At 67.8% G+C, this 22,630-nt stretch carries 8 protein-coding genes; all 8 read left to right on the top strand.

Annotated features, from left to right (window positions below; genetic code table 11):
* The first annotated feature begins 6 nt into the window (after positions 1 to 6).
* The 8 genes from ACQ4WS_RS00725 to ACQ4WS_RS00690 all read left to right on the top strand — a co-directional run bounded on the left by ACQ4WS_RS00725 (position 7) and on the right by ACQ4WS_RS00690 (position 22,569).
* Positions 7 to 12,636 carry a filamentous hemagglutinin family protein gene (locus ACQ4WS_RS00725; RefSeq protein ID WP_436472760.1) on the top strand — a complete coding sequence of 4,210 codons (12,630 nt, stop codon included), beginning with the start codon at positions 7 to 9 and terminating at the stop codon, positions 12,634 to 12,636.
* A complete protein-coding gene (locus tag ACQ4WS_RS00720) occupies positions 12,633 to 13,355 on the top strand; it encodes an RNA polymerase sigma factor (RefSeq protein ID WP_436472758.1) in 723 nt (240 codons plus the stop codon). Before ACQ4WS_RS00725 ends, ACQ4WS_RS00720 begins: the two co-directional genes overlap by 4 nt.
* Before the next feature lie 76 nt (positions 13,356 to 13,431).
* Positions 13,432 to 14,091 (top strand): aldehyde dehydrogenase iron-sulfur subunit PaoA, encoded by a 660-nt coding sequence (gene paoA, locus ACQ4WS_RS00715; protein WP_436472756.1) that lies wholly within the window; start codon positions 13,432 to 13,434, stop codon positions 14,089 to 14,091.
* Complete coding sequence (locus ACQ4WS_RS00710) at positions 14,088 to 15,047, top strand: FAD binding domain-containing protein (protein ID WP_436472754.1); 960 nt, start codon at positions 14,088 to 14,090, stop codon at positions 15,045 to 15,047. The genes paoA and ACQ4WS_RS00710 overlap by 4 nt, the downstream gene beginning before the upstream one ends.
* A gap of 4 nt (positions 15,048 to 15,051) precedes the next feature.
* On the top strand, positions 15,052 to 17,250 hold the full coding sequence (gene paoC, locus ACQ4WS_RS00705; RefSeq protein WP_436472753.1) for an aldehyde oxidoreductase molybdenum-binding subunit PaoC: 2,199 nt from the start codon (positions 15,052 to 15,054) through the stop codon (positions 17,248 to 17,250).
* 132 nt (positions 17,251 to 17,382) lie between these two features.
* On the top strand, positions 17,383 to 19,020 hold the full coding sequence (locus tag ACQ4WS_RS00700; RefSeq protein ID WP_436472751.1) for a response regulator: 1,638 nt from the start codon (positions 17,383 to 17,385) through the stop codon (positions 19,018 to 19,020).
* A complete protein-coding gene (locus ACQ4WS_RS00695; RefSeq protein WP_436472749.1) occupies positions 19,017 to 20,045 on the top strand; it encodes an ABC transporter substrate-binding protein in 1,029 nt (342 codons plus the stop codon). The genes ACQ4WS_RS00700 and ACQ4WS_RS00695 overlap by 4 nt, the downstream gene beginning before the upstream one ends.
* Positions 20,046 to 20,055: 10 nt before the next feature.
* Positions 20,056 to 22,569 carry an ATP-binding protein gene (locus ACQ4WS_RS00690; protein WP_436472747.1) on the top strand — a complete coding sequence of 838 codons (2,514 nt, stop codon included), beginning with the start codon at positions 20,056 to 20,058 and terminating at the stop codon, positions 22,567 to 22,569.
* The last annotated feature ends 61 nt before the right edge of the window (positions 22,570 to 22,630 follow it).

The raw sequence follows: 22,630 nt of genomic DNA, 5'->3' as shown, positions 1-22,630 counted from the left end.
ATTGCCATGACCAAGCTTCACACTGCCCAGCGCCCAGTCCCAAACGTTGATACGGGCGCGCAGCGGTCCTCCACGCTGGGCAGCCGCTTGCGGCTCACGCCGCTCGCTTACGCACTGACCACCATGCTGATGGCGGGCGCCTTCACTACGCCGGCGCGGGCGCAGCAGGCGTTCAGCGGCGGCTGGTTCGCGGCCAAGGGCGCGGCGCAAAATACGGCGGCCAGCTCGGGCCGCTTGCCGAATGGCCAGCCGCTGCCGCTGGGCAGCCGCCCCGAGGGCCAGCAACAGCAGGCAAATCAGCAGTTGCAGCGCTCGCTCAACAACCTGAACCTGGCCGCGCGCGCCATCGCCGCGCAGCAAGCGGCCCAGGCGCAGGCGCGCCAGGCTGCAGCCGGCGTGCCCGGTGTGCCGAATGGTCTCGCGCAAGGCGGCTTGCAGGTCGACACCAACAGCCTGACGGCCGGCTGGCTCAACGCCCAGGCACCCGTGCAGACGGTGGCGGCGGGCAAGACGGCGGTGGTGGTGCAGCAGACGGCGGACAAGGCCATCCTGAACTGGGAAACGTTTAACGTCGGCAAGGACACGACACTGACCTTCCAGCAGCAAAAAGACTGGGCCGTGCTGAACCGGGTCAATGATCCACAAGCCCGTCCCAGCCAGATCCAGGGCCAGATCAAGGCCGACGGCACGGTGCTGCTCGTCAACCGCAACGGCATCGTGTTTACCGGCACGAGCCAGGTCGATACGCGCAGCCTGGTGGCGGCCGCTGCCCGTATCAGCGATACGCAATTCCAGAAGAACGGCATCTACAGCCCCGGCACGGCCGGCGGCAGGACGTTCACCGATGCGGCCGGCAAAATCCAGGTGCAGGCGGGTGCGCGCATCGCCAGCAATGCCCCCAAGGGCAGCACGGAGGGCGGCGGTAATGTGATGCTGCTGGGCAAAGAGGTACACAACGGGGGCGAAATCAGCACGCCCAAGGGGCAGGCCCTGCTGGCCGCCGGCGACAGTTTTGCCATTAAAAAAGGCGTGGGTACGGATGGCAACCCGCTGTCGACCACGCGCGGCAGCGAAGTCACGCCGCAGTTCGCGGCTGCCAGCACGGCGGGCAAGGTTGTCAACACGGGCTTGATCCAGGCACGCGAAGGCGACATCACCCTGGCCGGGCGCGAAGTGCGCCAGGAAGGCGTGCTGCTCGCTTCCACCACGACGGCCACGCGCGGCACCATCCACCTGAATTCGCTGGGCAGTGACGCGGCAGTCACCCTTGGACGCGGTGCCACCACGGCCATCCTGGTCGAGGACGACGGCAAGACGACGGCGCTCGACAGCCAGCGCGACGCCATGCGCGGGCCGGCCGTGGCGACGGAAAACATCGCCGCCGTGAACGACCGTCGCGACCAGTCGCGCATCGAGATCGGCAGTGCCGGCACGGTGGAATTGCTCGGCGACTCGCTGACCCTGGCTACGGGTGGCCAGATCGCCGTCCATGCGGCCAGCCGCAGCCTCGTGCGCGACGGGGCGCAGCTCGACGTCTCCGGCGCCGTGGGCGTCAAGGTCGCCATGGCAGCGAACAATGTCGAGATCAATGTGCAGGGCAACGAGCAGCGCGATGCGCCCGTCAACCGCGACGGCAAGGCCTTGATCAACAGCAATATCTGGGTCGACCGCCGCAAGCTGGCGTTCGTGCCGAAGGGCACGAACGGCTATGACAGCGACCGCTGGTACACGGCCGGCGGCTTGCTGGAAGTGGCCGGCTACCTGGGCACGCAAGGCCATTCCGTCAGCGAGTGGATGGCGCAGGGCGGCAGCGTGACCTTCGGCGGCAAGGATGTCGTCACGCAGGCCGGCTCCGGTATCAACCTGTCGGGCGGTACCCTGGACGTGCAGACGGGCGCGCTGCGCCAGACCTGGCTGAAAGGCGCGGACGGCAAGCTGTACGAGGCGGGCAGCGCGCCCGCCGACCTGGCTTACCTTGGCGTGTACAAGGGTTACGAGGAAGAACACGCGCGCTGGGGCAAGGATGCCAGCGCCTTCTACGCCAATCCATTGATCGCCGCGCAACAGCGCCTGGAAAACGGCTACACGGTGGGCCGCGACGCGGGCAAGCTGGTGATCGCCACCGGGTCGGCCGTACTGGAAGGGGGGATTGCGGGCGACGTCTTCCAGGGCGAGCGCCAGACGCAGGCGTCACAGGCCCTGCTCGACGGCTACCAGCAGTCGCAGCTGGCGGCCGCGCAGCGGGGTCAACTGATCGTCGGGCAATATCAGCCGATGTTCGACAAGCGCACGGGCGTGCTGCAGCATGCGCTGTCAGCCGTCATGGACGAGGTGCGCCTGACGCGCGTGCAGGACGGCATCGCGGCCGGCCTCGACGTGGCCGACGTGCTGGCTGCAGAGCGCCAGGGCAGGCTGCTGCTCGACACCAACTTGCTGAACGAACAACAGCTGGGCGCCATCCGCATCGCCGCGAAAGGCGCGATCACCGTCGACAGCGCGCTGCAGGTGGCCGATGGCGGCAATATCACCCTGTACGGCAAGGACGTGGCCGTGAACGCCAGCCTGCGCAGCCATGGCGGCAGCATCTTGGCCGGTAATGTGCTGAACCAGATCGGCGCGCTGGGCATGGTCGATACCTTCGTCAATCCTGGTGGGCCTGTGGGCAAGCTGATACTGGCCGATGGCGTCAGCCTCGATACCAGCGGCTTGCTGGCCAATGTGCTGCGCGACCCGCTGGCCGCCGCCGGCCTGCCGTACCTGAACGGCGGCAGCGTGGCCCTGCGGGCGGTTGGCGACGTGCGCATCGGCAATGGCAGCCTGATCGACGTGAGCTCCGGCGCGGCCATCCTTCCACAGGCGAAACAGCAGGGCGGCAAGGGCGGCAATGTGACTTTGGCCAGTTATGGGCCCAAGGCCGACCTGCTGCTGGGAGAAGGCGCGCAAGTGCGCGGCCATGGCGTGCAAGGCGGCGGCAAGCTGGAGCTGCAGGCTAACAGGATTGTCATTGGCCAGGCTGACAAGCCTGCAGCCGGCACCGTGCAGCTGGGCAGTGACTTCTTTGACAAGGGCTTTTCCAGCTATAGCCTGGTCGGCAAGCAGGGCGTGGCTGTAGCCGATGGCACGCAGGTCGACGTGCGCATGCCCGTGCTGCGCGTGGTGGACAACGAGAAATTGGCCCTGTGGACGCCGGATCAATACACGGAAAACGCGCACAAGAGTACTTTGACGCAGCGCAAGGGCGCCAGCCTGGCCTTGCAGGTGGGCGATGTCCAGTCCGATGCGGCCGACATGGCCAGCGCCGAACTGCTGGTGGGCAAGAATGCCGTGGTGAATGTCGATGCGGGCCAGGCCATCAAGCTGTCCAGCGTGGGCCAGTTGACGGTGGAAGGGCGCTTGAATGCCTGGGGCGGCAAGATCAGCCTCGGTGGCGTGGGCGTCGGCGTGGATGTGTCCGAAGCCGTGGAAGCGGCCGGCCATGGCCGTTCCCTGTGGATCGGCGAGAACGCCGTGCTCGACGTGGCGTCGCGCGCCGTCACGGCCACGGACGCGCAGGGCCGGCGCTATGGCAAGGTGGCGGACGGCGGCAGCATCGTCGTCGGCGGCGAGATCGACCATGCGCAGGGCAGCACGTCGGCGGTCAGCCAGTTTGTCGTCGTGCGCGACGGCGCCGTGCTCGACGCTTCCGGCGCGCACGCCGTGCTGGACGTGAACGGCGCCGCCATCGGCGTGGCGAGCGCGGGCGGCAGCATCGCGCTGGCGTCGAACAATGGCTTGTACCTCGATGGCCAGTTGCTGGCCCGGGCTGGCGGCGCGGGCGCGGCAGGCGGCAGCCTGTCCGTGGCCACCGGTACCCCCGTCTATCTGAAAACGCTGGCGACGGACAAGGTGCTGCAGGGGCGCCAGCTGGCGTTGACGCAGCGCAAGGTTGCCAGCGACCTGGCCGATGGCGTCAGTGCGCAGGACGCGGCGCAGGCGCTGCAGTACGGCCACGGGCGTTTTTCCGTGGAGCAGGTGGAAGCGGGCGGTTTCGGCAAGCTGGCCCTGCTGGGCGCCGCCTCCTTCGATGGCGACGTGTCGCTGCAACTGCAGCAAAGTTTCCAGCTATACGGTGCACCCATGCTGACACCCGGCAGCAAGCCGGGCGCGAAAGTCAGCATCGCGGCGCCGTATGTGCGCCTGGCCAGCATCAAGCCGGCCGGCCGCGACTTCTATGTCACGCCGGGCAGCGCGGGGGAGTCGCCGATGGCTGGCCAGGTCGGCATGACGGGCGACCTGATCGACGTGCGCGGCATGGTTGCCATCCTGGCCGACGACGTGCGCCTCACCAGCCGCGGCGACTTGCGCTTCCTGCTGTCTCCGCTGGGCTGGGGCGGCGCGGAGGCGACGACGGTGCTCTCTTCGCCGGGCGACATGACCCTGGCTGCGGCCCAGCTGTATCCGGAAACGGGCGCCGGCGCCGCCGCGCGCGTTGGCTATGGCCGCGTCGATGGAAAGCCCGGCTACGACCCGGCGCGCAGCCTGCGCATCGCCCGCACGACCGAGGGCGTACCGGCCATGCCGTATTCCGCCTTCGGCTCGCTGGAGCTGGAGGCTGCGCATATCGAGCAGGGCGGCGTGGTGCGCGCGCCGCTGGGACGCCTGGCGATCGGCGCGGCCCGCTATGACGATGACAAGAGCTTGACGGTCAATTTGCTGGCCAACAGCATCAGCTCCATCAGCGGCGCCGGCCTGGTCATGCCGTATGGCGGCACCGTCGATGGCCAGAGCTGGAACGTGGATGGCAAGCTGGCCGCCTTCATGGGCGTGGGCGGTTTCAATGCGCAAGGCGGCTTGCGCGTCGGCATGGAGATGGCCGGCGTGGCCGTGAACGTGCAGCCGGGCGCGCTGCTCGACCTGTCCGGCGGCGGCGAACTGACGGGGGCCGGCTTCATCGCGGGCCGTGGCGGCTCCACCGACGCGCGCTACCATCCGCTGGCGCAAGTGCAAGCGAAGGGCGGTTTCGTCTTGCCGGGCCTGGCAACGAATCCCGTGTACGCCATCGTGCCGGGCGTGCAGGCGCCGCAAGCGCCTTCGGCTGCCTTCGACGCGGTCATCGGCCGGCAGGTGACGCTAGGCAGCGGCGTGCCGGGCTTGCCCGCTGGTACCTACACCCTGATGCCCTCGACCTATGCCTTGCTGCCGGGCGCCTTCCGCGTGGAACTGAACGGCTTGGCGGGCCAGGGCAGTGCCGGCACCGTGGCGCAGTCCTTGCGCAACGGTTCCTGGGCCGCGCCGGGCACCCTGTCGATCGCCGGCACGGACATTCGCGCGCCGCTGGCCAGCCAGCTGATACTCACGCCGGCGAAGGTCTTGCGCACGTATTCGCAGTACAACGAAACGGGCTATGCCGCGTTTGCCCTGGCCGATGCGCAAACGCGCGGCATTCCCCGCGCCATGCTGCCGTCCGATGCCAAAACGCTCAAGCTGACCCTGGCGCAAGGTGGCGGCCTCGACACGTTCCAGTTCCGGGGCGCGGGCAAGTTCGCCGCAGCCGAGGGCGGCTATGGCGGCACGGTGGTGCTGATCTCGAGCGATAGCTCCGCTGGCGAGATTGAAATCCTTGCCGACGGCGCGCCGGCCACCGGTGGCGCGAAACAGGTCAGCATACGCGCTTCGAGCTTGAACAATATCGGCGCGGCCCGTATCGTGGTGGGTAATTCGCCCACCGTGGAATATGGCCAGGGCGGCAATTACGTGAACTTCGGCGTCCAGTCGGCGCGCGCCATCTACCTGCGCGCGGGAGCCGTCCTGTCGGCGCCCGAAGTGTTCCTGGTCGCCCAGGACCCTGGCAACTACGAATTGGGCGATGGCCTGATCGATATCGCCTCCGGCGCCGGCATCAACACCCTGGGCCGCGGCAAGGCTGCGTACGACGCCAACGATGGCTTCATCTACAAGAGCCGCCCGGACGTGCACGTGCTGGCCGCGTCGAACGGCTTGCTCAATGTGGCGCCCGTCAGCGGCACGACGCGCGGCGGCATCCGCATCGGCATGTGCGACGACGCTTGCGCCGGCACGGCCAGTCTGTACTCGGAAGGCACCCTGCTGCTGGCGACCAGCGGCAGCTTCCAGCTCCATGATACGGCCCGCTACGGCACGCGCAACCTGAGCCTGGCCGTGGGCGCCATCAATATCGGCTCGAACGAGGCGCTGGCGGCGGCTCAGGCCAGCGGCACGCGCCCCACCGGCCTGACCCTGAACCAGGACCTGCTGGACCGCCTGCTGCGCGGCGACACCAGCACGGGCGCGCCAGCGCTGCAGGCGCTGATGCTGAACGCGGCCGACAGCGTCAATTTTTATGGCGACGTGGCGCTCGATACCTACGACAAGGCGAGCGGAAAATCGAACCTGGAGCGCCTGGTGCTGACCACGCCGGCCATGTATGGCCAGGGTGGTGCGGGCACGGTGGCCACCATCCGCACGGCCAACCTGATCTGGGGCGGCGCCCTGTCGCCGGCCGGCAACGTGATCGCGCATGGCGCCGGCACGGGCAGCGGCACGCTGAACCTGGAAGCGGAGCGCATCGATTTCGGCTTCGGTCCCTTCACGCAGCCGCCCGGCGTCGTCTCGTTCGACCGCCTGGCGCTGGGTTTTGGCGACGTCAACCTGAAAGCGTCGGGCCAGGTCACGGCCAACCACAAGGGCAGCCTGTCCGTCTACCAGGCGCAGGGCGCGTATGCAACGGGCAAGGGTTTCCAGTACAGCGGCGGCAATCTGAACATCCGCACGCCGCTGCTGACGGGCGACGCCGGTTCCGCGCACAGCTACACGGCGGGCGGCGCGCTGGCCGTGACGGCGCCGGCCGGCGCGGCGGCCGCCATTCCCGCCAAAAATAACGCCGCGCTGGGCGCCCAGTTGGCCTTGAACGGCGAAAGCGTGAGCGTAGCGACAGCCGTGGTGTTGCCGAGCGGCAAGCTCAGCGTCAAGGCGCAGCACGATATCAGCGTGGCCGACGGCGCGCGCATCGACATGGCGGGCCGCAAAAGCAGCTTCTTCGACGTGGATAAATATAGCTGGGGCGGCGACGTGACCCTGGACAGCCGCGCCGGCGATATCCGCGCAGCTGCCGGCAGCGTGATCGACCTGTCGGCCGAGAACAACCGCGCCGGCAGTCTGAAGGCCGTGGCCCTCGATGGCGCGGCCGGCATGGTCGATTTGCAAGGCAAGATATTGGGTGGCGCCAGCGGCAGCTACGACGCGGGCGGCACCGTGGTGCCGTACAAGAAGGGCAGTGTGGAGGTGCGCGCGCAAACCCTGGGGGCGGGCGGCACGCTGGACAGCCAGTTCGCCGCGCTGAACAAGCGCCTCACGGAAGGCGCGGTAACGGGCGGGCGCAGCTTCCAGCTGAAGCAGGGCGACCTGAGCATCGGCAATGAGCTCAAGGCGGGCGAAGTGCAGGTGTCCGTCGACAATGGCCGCCTCACCGTCGCAGGCGTGATCGATGCCAGCGGCGAGCGCGTGGGCAGCATCCGCCTGGCCGGCAAGCGCGGCGTCACCTTGGCCGGCAATGCCGTGCTCGACGCGCATGGCACGCTCTTGCGCGTCGACAGCTATGGCAAGATCATCGACAGCCCGAACCGGGCCACGGTGGAACTGAACGCGGGCGAGGGCTTGCTGGACCTGGCCGGCGGCGCGCAGATCGACGTGCGCCACGGCACGGCGGCCGTGGCAGGCAAGGGCAAGGGCGAACACGATGGCGCGGCGCGCGGCACGCTGGAACTGAGCGCGCCGCGCCTGGGCAGCGGCGGCGCGCGCACGGACGTTGACGCCGCCACCTTTGGCGACATCGCCATCGCGGCAGGCGGCGGTTTCACCGTGCGCGGCGCGAAATCCATCGCCGTCAACGCCATGCAGCGCTATGACGACGCCGCCTACGCCATGGTGGCCGACGCCAATGGCGTGCTGGTGCAAGACCTGTCGGTCAGCGGTCGCCCCTACCAGGTGGTCAACCAGGCTTACCTCGACAGCAAGCATGCCGACAGCACGGCCTTCATCGATGCGGCGCTGGCCAATACGAACTTGCGCAACGGCAAACTGGCAGGCTTGACGACGGCCGCGTATGCCGATGCGCTGCATTTGCGTCCCGGCGTCGATATCGTCAGCAAGACGCCGGACGGCGACCTGGTGGTGCAGGGCGACCTGGATTTGTCCGGCATGCGCTACGCCAGCCTGAATCCGCGCTTCCAGCAAACGACTGTGCGCGGTTCGGGCGAGGTGGGCAGCCTGCTGCTGCGCGCCGGCGGCGATTTGAATATCTATGGCAGCATCAATGACGGCTTCGCGCCGCCGCCCGCTACCAACGATGACAATGGCTGGAAATTGCTGCCGGGGCGCGACTTCAACGGCAGTGACGTCATTGTGCCGGGCAAGGGCGTGACCCTGGCCGACGGCACCATCTTCCCGGGCGGCGTCACGCTCAATTACGACGTGCCCGTCAAGGCCCTGAGTTTCCGCGCCAACACGCGCCTGCCCGTGGACGTGGTTCTGAATCAGGCGCTCACCTTGCCGGCCGGCACGGTACTGGCGGCCGCCGTGCGCGACGGCGCCGGCAATATCGTCCATGCGGCGGGCACCCTGCTGGCCACGGAACAGACCTTGACAGCCGGCACGCGCCTCGACGCGGGCAGCGCGGTGGCGCAGATGGTCAAGGTGCGTGCCATGACCTGGCCGAAAGGCATCGCCTTGCCGGGCTTGCTGGGCGAGCGCAACGTGGTCACGCTGAATGGCAAGCTGGCGCTGCCGGTCGGCGCGCTGATCCCGAATGGCACCGACGTCAAGCTGCTGCCCGGTGTCAAGGCCATCGAACTGCGCCCGGAAGTGGCGGGCCGCCAGGGCAAGCTATGGGCCATCGCGCCGATGCTGGCCGAAGGCTCGCAAGCGTGGGGCATGCGCCTGGCAGCTGGCGCCGACCTGGAGGCGGCCGACACGCGCAGCGTGCAGGCGCATCCCGCGCACGGCACCCTGCGTCTGGCCGACAGCCATTACGGCATGTATGGCGTGCCGGTGCCGCCGAAGGGCGTGCAGCACTGGACCAAGGAAGCGCAGGAGCTGGGCGAGCGCGAGGGCGTCGTCGGCATCGTGGCGGGCGCGCCCATCACCGAGGAATTTATCAGCCAGTTTGGCCAGACTGTCGCGGAATTTTGCGCCAACGACGCGAGCATGTGCGTGCTGAAGGTGGCCTATGTATGGACCAGGGCCGGCGCGGAAGAGTTCGCCGACCCCAGCGTCAAGGCGGGCGATGTGGTCAATCCGGTGGCGCTGAAATGGCTGACCATTTGCGAGGAAAACCCCAGCTGGTGTACCGTTTCCAGCCCCACGTATGACTACAAGGCGTCCAGCCTGCGTTACAGCGTGCTGCGCACGGGCACGGGCGACCTGGACCTGGTCAGCGGCGGCGACTTGCGCATGGACAGCCTGTATGGCGTGTACACGGCCGGCATGTCGTCGGTGGCGACGGCGGCCGGCGACCCGTACAACCTGCCGCGCGCGCGCAACCTGGACGGCACGGTGCTGTCCAACCCCGATGGCGCGCATGAACGCCTGGTCGATGGCGGCGCCGACAGCCTCTACCGCGCCTGGTATCCGGAGCAGGGCGGCAATCTGCTGCTGCAGGTGGCCGGCGACCTGAGCGGCTCGCTGGTCGGCGCGTCTGCCGCCACCAGCGGGCGCCCCGTCAGAAAGGATGGCATCGGTGATACGGTGGCGGTGGGCAACTGGCTGTGGCGCCAGGGCAGCGGCGGCGTGGCCACGGGCGGTGCGGCGCAGCCGACGGCGTGGTGGATCAATTTCGGCAGCTATGTGGGCCGCGACACCCTGGCCGATACCGTGCTGGGCTTTACGGGTTTCGGCACCCTGGGCGGCGGCAATGTGCGCGCCGACGTGGCGGGCGATGCGGGCGTGCTGGCGCCGAAGGTTGCCACCGTTTTTAACACCAACATCAATACGCGCTCGCAGGGCTTGCTGCTGGCCGTGGGCAGCACGGGCCGCGTGCTGGCCGATGGCAGCCTGCAACTGACGGGCGGCGGCGACCTGGACCTGCGCGTGGGCGGCGGTCTCAATCCCGCCAGCCAGCCCAACGGAGGACATCTGAATGGCGCGCTGGCCGACTTGCGCGGCCACGTGGAGGTGTCGGCTGCGCAGCTGGGCAGCGTGGCGCTGCAGTACGGCACGCGCTCGACCGACCACGTGCCGCTGGAAACGCGGGCCTTCGACGCCTTCCGCGCCACGCGCGCCACGCCGCAGGGCGGCATGACCCTGGTGCCGGGCGATGCCACCTTCAGCGTGGCAACCCTGGGCGACCAGGTGCTGCAGGACGTGGCCGACCCCGGCCGCGTGCTCATGTTCAATGCCGCGCCGTATATCAGCGCGGCCGGCGAACCGGGCGCCGGCTACAGCTGGTTCAGCCTGTGGACGCGGCGCACGGCGCTCGACCTGTTTTCCGCCGGCGGCAACATGACGCCGCTGACGGCGCCGATCGGCACGGCCACCGACCTGGCCGTCGTCTACCCCTCCATCGTGCGGGCCGCGGCCGCGAATGGCAGCTTGTACTATGGCAAGACCATCACGGACTGGGGTAGCGCGACTATCTACACGGAGCCCTTGCTGCTGGCGCCGTCGCCCAACGCCCAGCTGGAATGGCTGGCCGGCGACTCCATCTATGCGGGCGGCTACGCCGTCAGCCAGTCCGGCGCGGCCGCCGACAGCATGGCCACGCCTTTCAAGCCGGCCTTCGAGGGCTGGAGCCTGCAGCCTGGCAGCCTGACGTCGGCGGGTGGCAATGTATCGAGCACGGGCGTGCCGTCGTCGCAGTGGAACTTTCCGCTGTTCGCCTTCGGGCCCGATTCCGCCGCCGGTCCGGCTAACAGCGGCACGCAAGCGGCGCGCATCTACGCCGTGAAGGGCGATCTGATCGGCGTCAACAGTGGCCGGATGGTCGAGTTCTACGATGCCAAACATGCGGGCCTCACCTGGTACGAAGGGGCCCAACCGGTGTGGATGAAGGCGGGCCGCGATATCGTCGGCAGCGGCACGGCGCTGCTGGAAACCATCGACGGCAGGGACAACGGCGACATGATGTTCCGCAATTACAGCAACCTGTTCGTGCATAACAATGCGTATGACGTATCGGTGGTCTCGGCCGGGCGCGATATCCTGAACAGTTCCTTCAACGTGGCCGGCCCTGGCACGCTGGACATCAGCGCCGGGCGCAACATCCTGATGCAGGACAAGGGCAGCGTCGTCAGCCTCGGCCCCATTGTGCAGGGCGACAAGCGCCCGGGCGCCGGCATCGCCATGCAGGCGGGCGTGGGCGCGGCTGGTCTGGATTACCTGCGCTTCGTCAAGCCCTACCTGGACTCCTCCAACGTGGCGCAGAAGGGCGTGCCACTGGCCGACCAGGCCGGCAAGGTGGTGAAATCGTACGACAGCGAATTGGCCACCTGGCTCGGTGAACGCTATGGCTTCAAGGGCACGCCCGCCGAGGCGCTGGCCTACTACCTGGCCTTGCCGGAGCCGCAGCAGCGCGTGTTCGCCCGCAATGTGTATTTCGCGGAACTGAAAGCGGGCGGGCGCGAGTACAACGACCGGGACAGCGCGCGCTATGGCAGCTTTTTGCGCAGCCGCAACGCTATCGCGGGCCTGGCGCCGGCCACCGACGCCAGCGGCAAGGCGATTTCGTATGCGGGCGACATCATCATGTACCGCGGCCTGTACGCCAAGCGCAACGACGGCGAACAGCGCTGGGAGTACTTCCCCCGCAGCGGCTACGTGCATACCAACTTCGGCGGCGACATTCAGCTGCTGACGCCGGGCGGCAAGCAGGTGTTCGGCATCGAAGGCGAGGCGCCGCCGTCGACTTCGGGCGTCATCACCAAGGGCAGCGGCAATATCGAGCTGTTCTCGCATGGCAGCATCCTGCTGGGCCAGAGCCGCATCATGACCACGTTTGGCGGCGATATCCTGGGCTGGTCGTCGACGGGCGACATCAACGCGGGGCGCGGTTCGAAGTCGACCATCGTCTACACGCCGCCCAAGCGCGTGGTTGACAACTGGGGCAACGTGACCCTGTCGTCCGACGTGCCGAGCACGGGCGCCGGCATCGCCACCCTGGCGCCGATTGCGCAAGTGCCGGCCGGCGACGTGGACTTGCTGGCCCCGCTGGGCACCATCGACGCGGGCGAGGCGGGCATCCGCGTCTCGGGCAACGTCAACCTGGCCGCGCTGACAGTGATGAACGCGGCGAATATCCAGGTCAAGGGCGAAGCGAAGGGCATGCCGACGGTGGCGTCCGTCAACGTGGCCGCCATGACCAACGCCAGCGCGGCAGCTTCCCAGGCCACGGCCGCGGCGCAGGATGTGGTGCAGCGCGAACGCGCCGCCACCCGTTCGGCGCAGCCATCGGTGTTTACGGTGCGCGTGCTGGGCTTTGGCAATGACGCACCGCCGGACAGCGCGCAATCGATGCCGCAGGACGGCGCGCGCATCGAGGCGGCCGACTACAACCCGCGCAGCGCCGTGCGCGTGCTGGGCCTGGGTCCGCTGCCGGAATCGGCCACGCGCCAGCTGACGGCGCAAGAGCGCAGCAGGTTGTCGCCATGATGGCCGGCATGGCCAATATGGCTGCTGTCTTGCCCTTGCGCATGGCCGGCATGGCCTGGTACCGGCCCGCCATCCGGCCCCGTTTGCAGGCGGCCAACGACGTGGCGCTCCTGCCAACGCCGGCGCCAGGGCAGGGCGCCCGACTGCAAGCGGTGCTGGAAAGCAATTACGCGGCCCTGCACCGGCGCCTGGCGCGCCACCTGGGCTGCGCCGAGATGGCCAGCGACAGCTTGCACGACGCCTGGCTGCGGCTGGGCGCGCTGGCGGCCGGGGACGGCGCGGCGCTGGCGCACAGCCCCGTGGCCTATGTGTTCCGCGTGGCGTGCAATGCGGCCATGGACAGCCTGCGCCGCAACCGCGCCTGGTTGTATGCGGACGAGGGTGATGGGGATGGCGCTGCCGGCCTGGTCGATTTCCTGGCCGATACGGCGGCGGGGCCGGAACGCCTGGCCGAGTTGCAGGCCGACGTGCGCCGGCTGGCGCAGGCCGTCGACTCGCTGCCGCGGCGCCACCGGCAAGTGCTCGAAGCGCTGCGCGTGGACGAGCTGACCCGCCAGGAAGTGGCCGAGCGGCATGACATGTCGCTGCGTAATGTCGATACGGCCCTGCGCCAGGCGCTCGACCATTGCGCCCGCCACACGGGTTACGCGGCGCAGGGCGGCGTCGGCACGAGCCGGCGCGGCTTGAGGCTGAACGTTCGTTCGCGTACAGACGCGTAAATCTCCTGCCGTCAGACTGGTACTTCGGGCCTGCATGCGCCCACCCAGCCAGTCGACAGCCAGGAGGAAGCGCGAGATGACAGAGTGTAATCACATCAATGCCGGCAGGCGCGGCGTGCTGATCGCCGGCGCGCTGTCGGCCACGGCGGCGGCCGTGCCCGGCGTGGCGGGAGCGGCAGAAGCGGTGACAGCGGCCAGCCAGGCCGGTGCCTCGCCACCGCCCGTGCTGATGAACGTCAGCCTGGACGTCAACGGCCGGCGCCACAGCCTGGAACTCGACACGCGCACCACCTTGCTCGACGCATTGCGCGAACACCTGCATCTGACGGGGACCAAAAAAGGCTGCGACCACGGCCAGTGCGGTGCTTGCACCGTCATGCTGGACGGCCAGCGCATCAATGCCTGTTTAACTCTTGCCGTGATGCATGACGGCGCCAAGGTCACCAGCATCGAGGGACTGGGCACGCCGGACAAGCTGCACCCGATGCAAGCGGCCTTCATCGCGCACGACGGCTTTCAATGCGGCTACTGCACGCCGGGGCAAATCTGCTCGGCCGTCGCCGCGCTGGGCGAAATCCGCCAGGGCATTCCCAGCCACGTCAGCGCGGACTTGAACGCGCCCCCGCAGGCGACAGCGGAAGAATTGCGCGAGCGCATGAGCGGCAATCTCTGCCGCTGCGGCGCGTATTCCAACATCATCGAGGCGATTGCCGAGGTGGCGGGGAGGCCGGCATGAGAGTGTTCAGCTACCAGAAGGCCGCCACGCCGGCCGAAGCGGCGGCCGCCGCCTTGCACACGCCGGGCGCCCGTTTCATCGCGGGCGGCACGAATCTGCTTGATCTGATGAAACTGGAGATCGAAACGCCCACGCATTTGATCGACGTCAATGGCCTCGCGCTGGATCGCATCGAACCGACGGCGGACGGCGGCTTGCGCATCGGCGCCCTGGTGCGCAACACGGCGCTGGCGGCGCATGCCACGGTGCGACGCGATTACGGCGTGCTGTCGCGCGCCTTGCTGGCCGGCGCTTCGGCGCAATTGCGCAACAAGGCGACGACGGCGGGCAACTTGCTGCAGCGCACGCGCTGTCCGTATTTTTATGACACGAACCAGGCCTGCAACAAGCGCGTGCCGGGCAGCGGCTGCCCGGCCATCGCCGGCTTCAGTCGGCCCCTGGCGATTCTGGGCGGCAGCGAGGCTTGCATCGCCACGCACCCCAGCGACATGGCCGTGGCCATGCGCGTGCTCGACGCTGCCATCGACACGGTGCGGGCCGACGGCGCCGTGCGCAGCATCCCTATTGCCGACTTTTACCGCTTGCCGAGCAGCACGCCGCAGCTGGAAACCGTGCTGCAGTCGGGCGAACTGATCACCAGCGTGACCTTGCCCCGGCCCATCGGCGGCACGCACGTCTACCGCAAGGTGCGTGACCGCGCCTCGTACGCGTTCGCGCTGGTGTCCGTGGCGGCCATCATCTTGCCGGACGGCACGGGCCGGCTGGCCCTGGGCGGCGTTGCGCCGCAGCCGTGGAGAATTTCTAGCGCCGAGCAGGCGATACCCAATGGCGCCGCTGCCGTGAGCGAACGCCTGCTGGCCGGCGCTCAGGCGACTGACGACAACGCCTTCAAGCTGATCTTGGCGCAGCGCACGATTGCTGCCGCACTGGCGCAAGCACAAGCGAAGAAAGGCTAGGGCCATGAAATTTACGACACCGGCTTCCACCAATCCCATCGACCAGCTGAAAATCGTGGGTCGTCCCACGGACCGCATCGATGGCCCCCTGAAAACCACGGGCATGGCGCCGTACGCGTATGAACAAAACAAAGCCGCGCCGCACGCCGCCTACGGCCATGTCGTCGGCGCGGCGATTGCCAAAGGGCGCATCGTCTCGATCGACACCAGCGCCGCGCGGCGCGCGCCCGGCGTGCTGGCCGTGGTGACGGCGGAATCGGCTGGGAAATTGGGCAAAGGCAAGATGAACACGGCGACGCTGCTGGGTGGTCCTGACATTGAACATTACCACCAGGCCATCGCGCTGGTGGTGGCGGAATCCTTCGAACAAGCCCGCTCGGCCGCACAGTTGCTCGACGTGAAATATGTCGAGCAGAACGGTGTTTTCGACCTGGCCAAGGCAAAGAATACGGCGGCCAGGCCAAAGGACGGCAAGCCCGATAGCAAGACGGGCAACTTCGCCGGCGCCTTTGCGAATGCGCCCGTGCGCCTGGACGCCACCTATACGACGCCTGACCAGTCGCACGCCATGATGGAGCCGCACGCCTCGATTGCCGCCTGGGAGGGCGACAAGGTGACGGTGTGGACGGCGAACCAGATGGTGGACTGGGGCCGTGGCGACCTGGCCCGCACTTTGGGCATACCAAAAGACAAGGTGCGCATCGTTTCGCCGTACATCGGCGGCGGTTTCGGCGGCAAGCTGTTCGTGCGCGCCGAAGCCTTGCTGGCGGCCCTGGGCGCCCGCGCGGCGCAACGTCCCGTCAAGGTGGCCTTGACGCGGCCCCTGATGTTCAACAACACGACGCACCGTCCCGCCACCATCCAGCGCCTGCGCATCGGCGCCACGCGCGATGGCAAGATCACGGCCATCGGCCATGAATCCTGGTCTGGCGACCTCAAAGGCGGACAGCCGGAAACGGCCGTGATGCAGACGCGGCTGCTGTACGCGGGGCCGCACCGCATGACGGCCATGCGCCTGGCCGTGCTTGACTTGCCGGAAGGCAACTCCATGCGCGCGCCGGGCGAGGCGCCAGGCCTGATGGCGCTGGAAATCGCCATGGACGAGATGGCCGACAAGCTGAAAATGGACCCCATCGTGTTTCGCATCCTGAACGACACGAAAGTAGACCCGGAAAAGCCCAGCCGCCCGTTTTCCCAGCGCCGCCTGATCGACTGCCTGCGCACGGGCGCCGTCGAGTTCGGCTGGAAGGAGCGGCAAGCGCAGCCCGGCATGCGGCGCGACGGCCGCTGGCTGGTGGGTATGGGCGTGGCGGCCGCCTTTCGCAACAACCTCGTCATGCAATCGGCCGCCCGCGTGCGCCTCGATGGCAATGGCGTGATCACGGTGGAAACGGATATGACGGACATCGGCACGGGCAGCTATACGATCATCGCGCAGACGGCGGCCGAAATGCTGGGCGTGACCTTGAACAAGGTGGTCGTGCGCCTGGGCGACTCGGATTTTCCCGTTTCGGCCGGTTCTGGCGGGCAGTGGGGCGGCAACAGCTCCACGGCCGGCGTGTATGCGGCCTGCGTGCGTTTGCGTCAGGCCATCGCCGGCAAGCTGGGCTTCGATGAAAAGGAAGCGCGCTTTTCCGATGGGCAAGTCAGCCAGGGCGGGCGCAGCGTGCCGCTGGCGGCCGCCGCCTACCATGGCGACGTCGTCGCGGAAGACCACATGGAATACGGCGACCTGGATAAAAAATTCCAGCAATCGACGTTCGGCGCGCATTTCGTGGAAGTGGCCGTGGATAGCGACACGGGTGAAGTGCGCGTGCGCCGCATGCTGGCCGTGTGCGCGGCCGGCCGCATTTTGAACCCGAAAGCGGCGCGCAGCCAGGTGATCGGCGCCATGACCATGGGCGTGGGCGCGGCCCTGATGGAAGAGCTGGTAGTCGACCGGCGCCGCGGCTTCTTCGTCAACCACGACCTGGCCGGCTACGAAGTGCCCGTGCACGCCGACATCCCGCACCAGGACGTCATCTTCCTCGACGAAACCGACCCCATGTCCTCGCCCATGAAAGCCAAGGGCGTGGGAGAGTTGGGCATTTGCGGCGTGGCGGCGGCGATTGCGAATGCCGTCTACAACGCGACGGGGGTGAGGGTGAGGGAGTATCCGGTGACGCTGGACAAGCTGCTGCAGGGGCTGCCTATTCTGTCCTAGCGTTGACTGGCGTCCCTGCGCCGCCGCGCGCGTGACAAAGCGTGCATTTCTGGTAATTTCCTGGTGTTATGCTGGGAACGCATGTTGCGGGGCACATTCGCGACCCGCAAGGTCATGCCGCCAGGAGAATGCATGAACAGCTCGCCTATGCCGGCGCGGATACTGATTGTCGATGACGAGCTGGCACACGTGCGCGCGCTGTGCGACACCTTGCGCGGCCAGGCGTATGACGCGACGGGGCTCGCTTCGGGCGAGGCGGCGCTATCGCTGCTGGCCAACGAATCGTTCGACCTGCTGCTGGTCGACCTGATGATGCCGGGCCTGAACGGCATCGCCGTGGTGGAAGCGGCGCGCCAGATCGATCCTGACCTGGCCTGCATCATCATGACGGGCGAAGGCACGATCGCTTCGGCCGTGCAGGCCATGAAGGCGGGCGCGCTCGATTATGTCGTCAAGCCGTTCAAGGTGTCGGGCATCCTGCTGATACTGGCGCGGGCGCTGGAAACGCGCCAGCTGCGCATCGCCAATGCGCGCCTGGAACTGCTGCTGCGCCAGCATACGGCCGAACTCGACGCCATGAACAAGGATTTGCAGCTGGCGCGCGAAGTGGCCGAGCGGGCGAACCAGGAAAAGACCAATTTCCTGTCCAGCATGAGCCACGAACTGCGCACGCCGCTCAACGCCATCCTGGGCTTTTCGCAGATGCTGATGTCCGATTCCATTCCTTCGACGGCGCAGGAAAAGAAAACCTTCGCCTCGCACATCTTCGGCGCCGGCCGGCATCTGTTGACCCTGATTAACGATATCCTCGATATTGCCAGGATCGAGTCGGGCAATATGTCGCTGGCGATGGAGCCCGTGGAGCTGGCCGGCATCTACCACGAATGCTGGCAAATGATGGAACCGCTGGCGCACAAGCGCGGCATCACCTTGACGTTCGTCGAGGCGGGCGGGGTACACGTGCTGGCCGACCGCACGCGCCTCAAGCAGGTGCTGCTCAACCTGCTGTCGAACGCCGTCAAGTACAACCGCGAACAGGGCGACATCCACGTTGATTGCCAGCCCGCCGATGCACGCCAGCTGCGCCTGTCCGTGCGCGACACGGGCGGCGGCATGAGCGCCGCGCAGTTGGAGGCGCTGTTCCAGCCCTACAACCGCCTGGGACGCGATGCGCGCGACGAAGAGGGCACGGGCTTGGGGCTGGTGGTCAGCAAGCGCCTGGCCGAAGCCATGCAGGCCAGGATAGGCGTGGCCAGCACGCCCGGACGCGGCACCACTTTCTGGATCGATATCGCCAGTTGCCCGGCGCGCCAGCCGCTGCAGGAAAGCCCGCGCCTGTCCGCCATTGCCCGGCCCGCTGAAACGATACGGCTGCCGGAGCGCAAGACGCTGTTGTATATGGAAGACAATCCCCTGAATCTGGCCCTGGTGGCGGGCCTGATCCATTTTCGCCCCGACCTCGACCTGGTGTCCGCCGGCGACGTGCAAACGGGCCTGGACCTGGCGCGCCGCCACCTGCCGCAGCTGATACTGATGGATAGCGATCTGCCCGACATCAGCGGCACGCAAGTCCTGCAGTTGCTGCGCGCCGATGCCCGCACCGCGCATATCCCCGTCATCGCGCTGACGGCCGTGGCCGCCCCAGGCGATATCCGCCAGGGACTGGCGGCCGGCTTTTACCGCTATCTCACCAAGCCGATCGACGTGGCGGCGTTTTCCGAGGCCATCAACAGCGCGCTGGAGTCGGCCACGGCGCAGTGCAGCGCATGAACGGCGCGACGCCGGTGCGGCGGGCGGTCTGGGTGGCGGCCATGCTGCTGTTGCTGGCGCTGGCCGCGACAGCCATCTGGCGGCTCCATGCCCGTCCCGCTGCGCCGCCCGGCCCGGCGGAAGTGCTGCGCCTGGCCGTGAATGCAGAATACGTGGGCAGCTGCCCCGTGCTGGCGGCGCGCGCACATGGTTATTTCGCGCGCGAGGGCATCGATGCGCGGCTGCAACCGTATTCGTCCGGCAAGGCGTCGCTGGAAGCCGTGCTGCAGGGCAGGGCCGACCTGGGTACGGTTTCCGATATTCCCGTGGTGCTGGCCAGCCTCAACAAGCAGTCCGTCGTCATCATCGCCAGCATTTTTGAGGCCCAGCGTGACCACGGTATCGTGGGGCGCCTGGACCGCGGTGTGTCCACGCCTGCCAGCCTGAAAGGCAAGCGCATCGGCGTGACCCTGGGCACCTCCGGCCATTTCACGCTGGACGCTTTCCTGAACCGGCAGAAGCTGCTGCCCGCTGAAGTTACCTTGCGCAACTACACGCCGGACCAGCTGGCTGGGGCGCTGGCGCGGGGCGAGGTCGACGCGGCGGCCGGCTGGGAACCCTTCCTGACGGGCATGACGCATGCCATCGCGGGCAAGGCGGCCATCTTCTATGGCGAGGACGTGTATGCAGGCCTGTTCAACGTGGCCGGCGCGGGCGACTATGTGCGCAAGCGCCCGGCCACGATGCGCAAGGTGCTGCGCGCGCTGATCGCCGGCGCGCGCTTTTGCCGCGACGAGCCCGATGCCGCGCGCGCCCTGTTCGCCAAGGCATCGGCCAGCGAGGCGGCGCGCCTGCAGGCGGCCTGGCACGGTTATCAGTTTGGTATCGTGCTCGACCAAGGCTTGCTGCTGGCGCTGGAAGACGAGGCGCGCTGGGCCATCAGGAACCGCCTGGCCGAGGGCGGCGACATGCCGAACTTCCTCGTTGCCGTGTATCTTGACGGCCTGGAAGCCCTGGCGCCATCGGCCGTGACGGTCATTCATTGAGAAGGCCACCGTGAAAATCGTAACGCGTTTCAAGCTGGCCCAACTGTTTTGCGTGGTGCTCGTGGCCATCATCGTCGCCGTGCTGTTCTCGACCAGCATGACGATGCAGCGCGAACTGGCGAAAAACAAGGCGGCGGCCGATATCCTGCAAGCCGTCACGTCGCTGCGCTACTTGTCGATTGAATATGCGCTGCACCATGGCGCGCGCACGCGGTCCCAGTGGCAGCTGCGCAGCGAATCGCTGTCCACGGGCTTGCTGGCCACGCCCGCCTTCAGCACCGGCGAGGAGCGCGCGCTGCTGCGCGAATTGCAGGGCGACCTGTCCCGCGTGGGAGACCTGTTCAGGCTGTTTGTGGCGAATCACCGCGAGCTGGGGCAGGACCCGCAGCGGCGCGAGGTGCTGGGCGAGCTCGAGTCGCGCCTGTCCGGCCAGATCATGGGCAAGGTGCAGGGCATGATTTCGGACGCGATGCGGCTGTCCGAATTGAGCCGGCAAGGCGTGCTCGATGCGCAGCAGCGGGCCAACGTGGCCGTGATGCTGTTTGGCGGCCTGATCATCGCCCTGGTGGCCGGCCTGATCTACTTCACCATGAACAGCGTCACGGGACCGCTGGAGAAGTTGCGCCAGGGCACCCTGATCGTCGGTGCTGGCAAGCTCGATTTTACGCTCGGCGTGCACACCAAGAATGAAATCGGCGACCTGGCGCGCGCCTTCGACGGCATGACGGAAAAGCTGCGCCGCACCACCGTCTCGCGCGACGAGCTGGCGCACACGAATGGCGCCCTGGAAACGCAGATCGCCGAACGCCAGCTGGCCGAGCGCAAGGTGCATGAGCAGCTCGAGCGCCTGAACCTGCTGCAGCAGATCACGCGCTCGATCGGCGAGCGGCAGGACTTGCGCAGCATCTTCCAGGTGGTGGTGCGCAGCCTGGAAGACCAGCTACCCATCGATTTCAGCTGCATCTGCCTGTACCAGCCGTCGCAGCACGCGCTGCAGGTGACGTGCGTGGGCGTGCGCAGCGAGGCGCTGGCGCAGTCGTTCATGATGGGCGAGCAGGCACATATCCCCATCGACGAGAATGGCCTGTCGAGCTGCGTGCGGGGAAAACTCGTGTATGAAGCCGACATCGCCGAGGTGGCGTTTCCGTTTCCGCAGCGGCTGGCGCAAGGGGGGCTGCGCGCCCTCGTCATGGCGCCGCTGCTGGCCGAAAACACGGTCTTCGGCATCCTGATCGTGGCGCGCCGTGCCGCGCACAGCTTTACCAGCGGCGAGTGCGAATTCCTCAGCCAGCTGAGCGAGCATGTGGCGCTGGCCGCGAACCAGGTGCAGCTCTACGGCGCGCTGCAGCGCGCGTATGACGATTTACGCCAGACGCAGCAGTCGGTGATGCAGCAGGAGCGCCTGCGCGCGCTAGGGCAGATGGCCAGCGGCATCGCGCACGACATCAACAACGCCATTTCCCCCGTCGCCTTGTACACCGAATCCTTGCTGGAGACGGAAACCAATCTCAGTCCGCAGGGCCGGCATTGCCTGGAAGTGATCGAGCGCGCCATCGACGACGTGGCCGCCACCGTGGCGCGCATGCGCGAATTCTACCGCCAGCGCGAACCGCAACTGACGCTCTCGCCCATCGACGCCAACCTGGTGGTGCAGCAGGTGCTGGACCTGACGCGCGCGCGCTGGAGCGACATGCCGCAGCAGCGCGGCATCGTCATCACCCTGCGCACGCAGCTGGCGCACGAGCTGCCCATGCTGCCGGGCAGCGTGGGCGAACTGCGCGAAGCGCTGACCAACCTGGTCTTCAACGCCGTCGACGCCATGCCGGAAGGCGGCACATTGAGCGTGCGCACCAGCTGCGCCAGCGCAGCGGGAGAGGCGCGGCAGGTGTGGATCGAGGTGGGCGACACGGGCATCGGCATGGACGAGAATACGCGCCGCCGCTGCCTGGAACCGTTTTTCACCACCAAGGGCGAGCGGGGTACGGGCCTGGGCCTGGCCATGGTGTATGGCATGATGGAGCGCCATGGCGCCAGCATCGACATCGTCACTGCGCCGGGGCAGGGTACGGCGGTGCGCCTGGCTTTTCCCGCCTGCGCGGTGGGCGAGGGGGAGCAAGCGCCCGAGGCGGCCCACGCCGTGCCGCCGCGCCTGCGCATCCTCGTGGTGGACGACGACCCGATGGTGCTCAAGTCCCTGCGCGACATCCTGGAAATCGATGGCCACGAGGTGGTGTCCGCCGATGGGGGCCAGGCCGGCATCGACTGCTTCCTGGCCGCGCACGACCGGCTCGAACACTTTGCGGTGGTCATCACGGACCTGGGCATGCCCCACGTGGACGGGCGCAAGGTGGCCAGCGCGGTGCGCCAGTGCTCTCCGGCCACGCCCATCATCATGCTCACGGGCTGGGGCCAGCGCCTGGCCGCCGACAGTGACTATCCCGAACACGTCGACTGCGTGCTGGGCAAGCCGCCCCGGCTGAAGGAGTTGCGGCGCGCCTTGAATGCGGTCATGTCGACGGTATAGGCCGCCGAGGTCGTTCAATCCCGATTATCCTTGTTTCAAATTTTTGTATTGGCGTACCCGC

The sequence above is a fragment of the Janthinobacterium leeuwenhoeki genome, from assembly GCF_051380795.1.
Classification (GTDB): Bacteria; Pseudomonadota; Gammaproteobacteria; order Burkholderiales; family Burkholderiaceae_D; genus Janthinobacterium.
This window is presented reverse-complemented; position numbering and strand designations above follow the sequence as displayed.

Coding starts and splice junctions, on each gene's coding strand:
- ACQ4WS_RS00725 (WP_436472760.1), top strand. CDS start 7: ATGACCAAGCTTCACACTGCCCAGCGCCCAGTCCCAAACGTTGATACG.
- ACQ4WS_RS00720 (WP_436472758.1), top strand. CDS start 12,633: ATGATGGCCGGCATGGCCAATATGGCTGCTGTCTTGCCCTTGCGCATG.
- paoA (WP_436472756.1), top strand. CDS start 13,432: ATGACAGAGTGTAATCACATCAATGCCGGCAGGCGCGGCGTGCTGATC.
- ACQ4WS_RS00710 (WP_436472754.1), top strand. CDS start 14,088: ATGAGAGTGTTCAGCTACCAGAAGGCCGCCACGCCGGCCGAAGCGGCG.
- paoC (WP_436472753.1), top strand. CDS start 15,052: ATGAAATTTACGACACCGGCTTCCACCAATCCCATCGACCAGCTGAAA.
- ACQ4WS_RS00700 (WP_436472751.1), top strand. CDS start 17,383: ATGAACAGCTCGCCTATGCCGGCGCGGATACTGATTGTCGATGACGAG.
- ACQ4WS_RS00695 (WP_436472749.1), top strand. CDS start 19,017: ATGAACGGCGCGACGCCGGTGCGGCGGGCGGTCTGGGTGGCGGCCATG.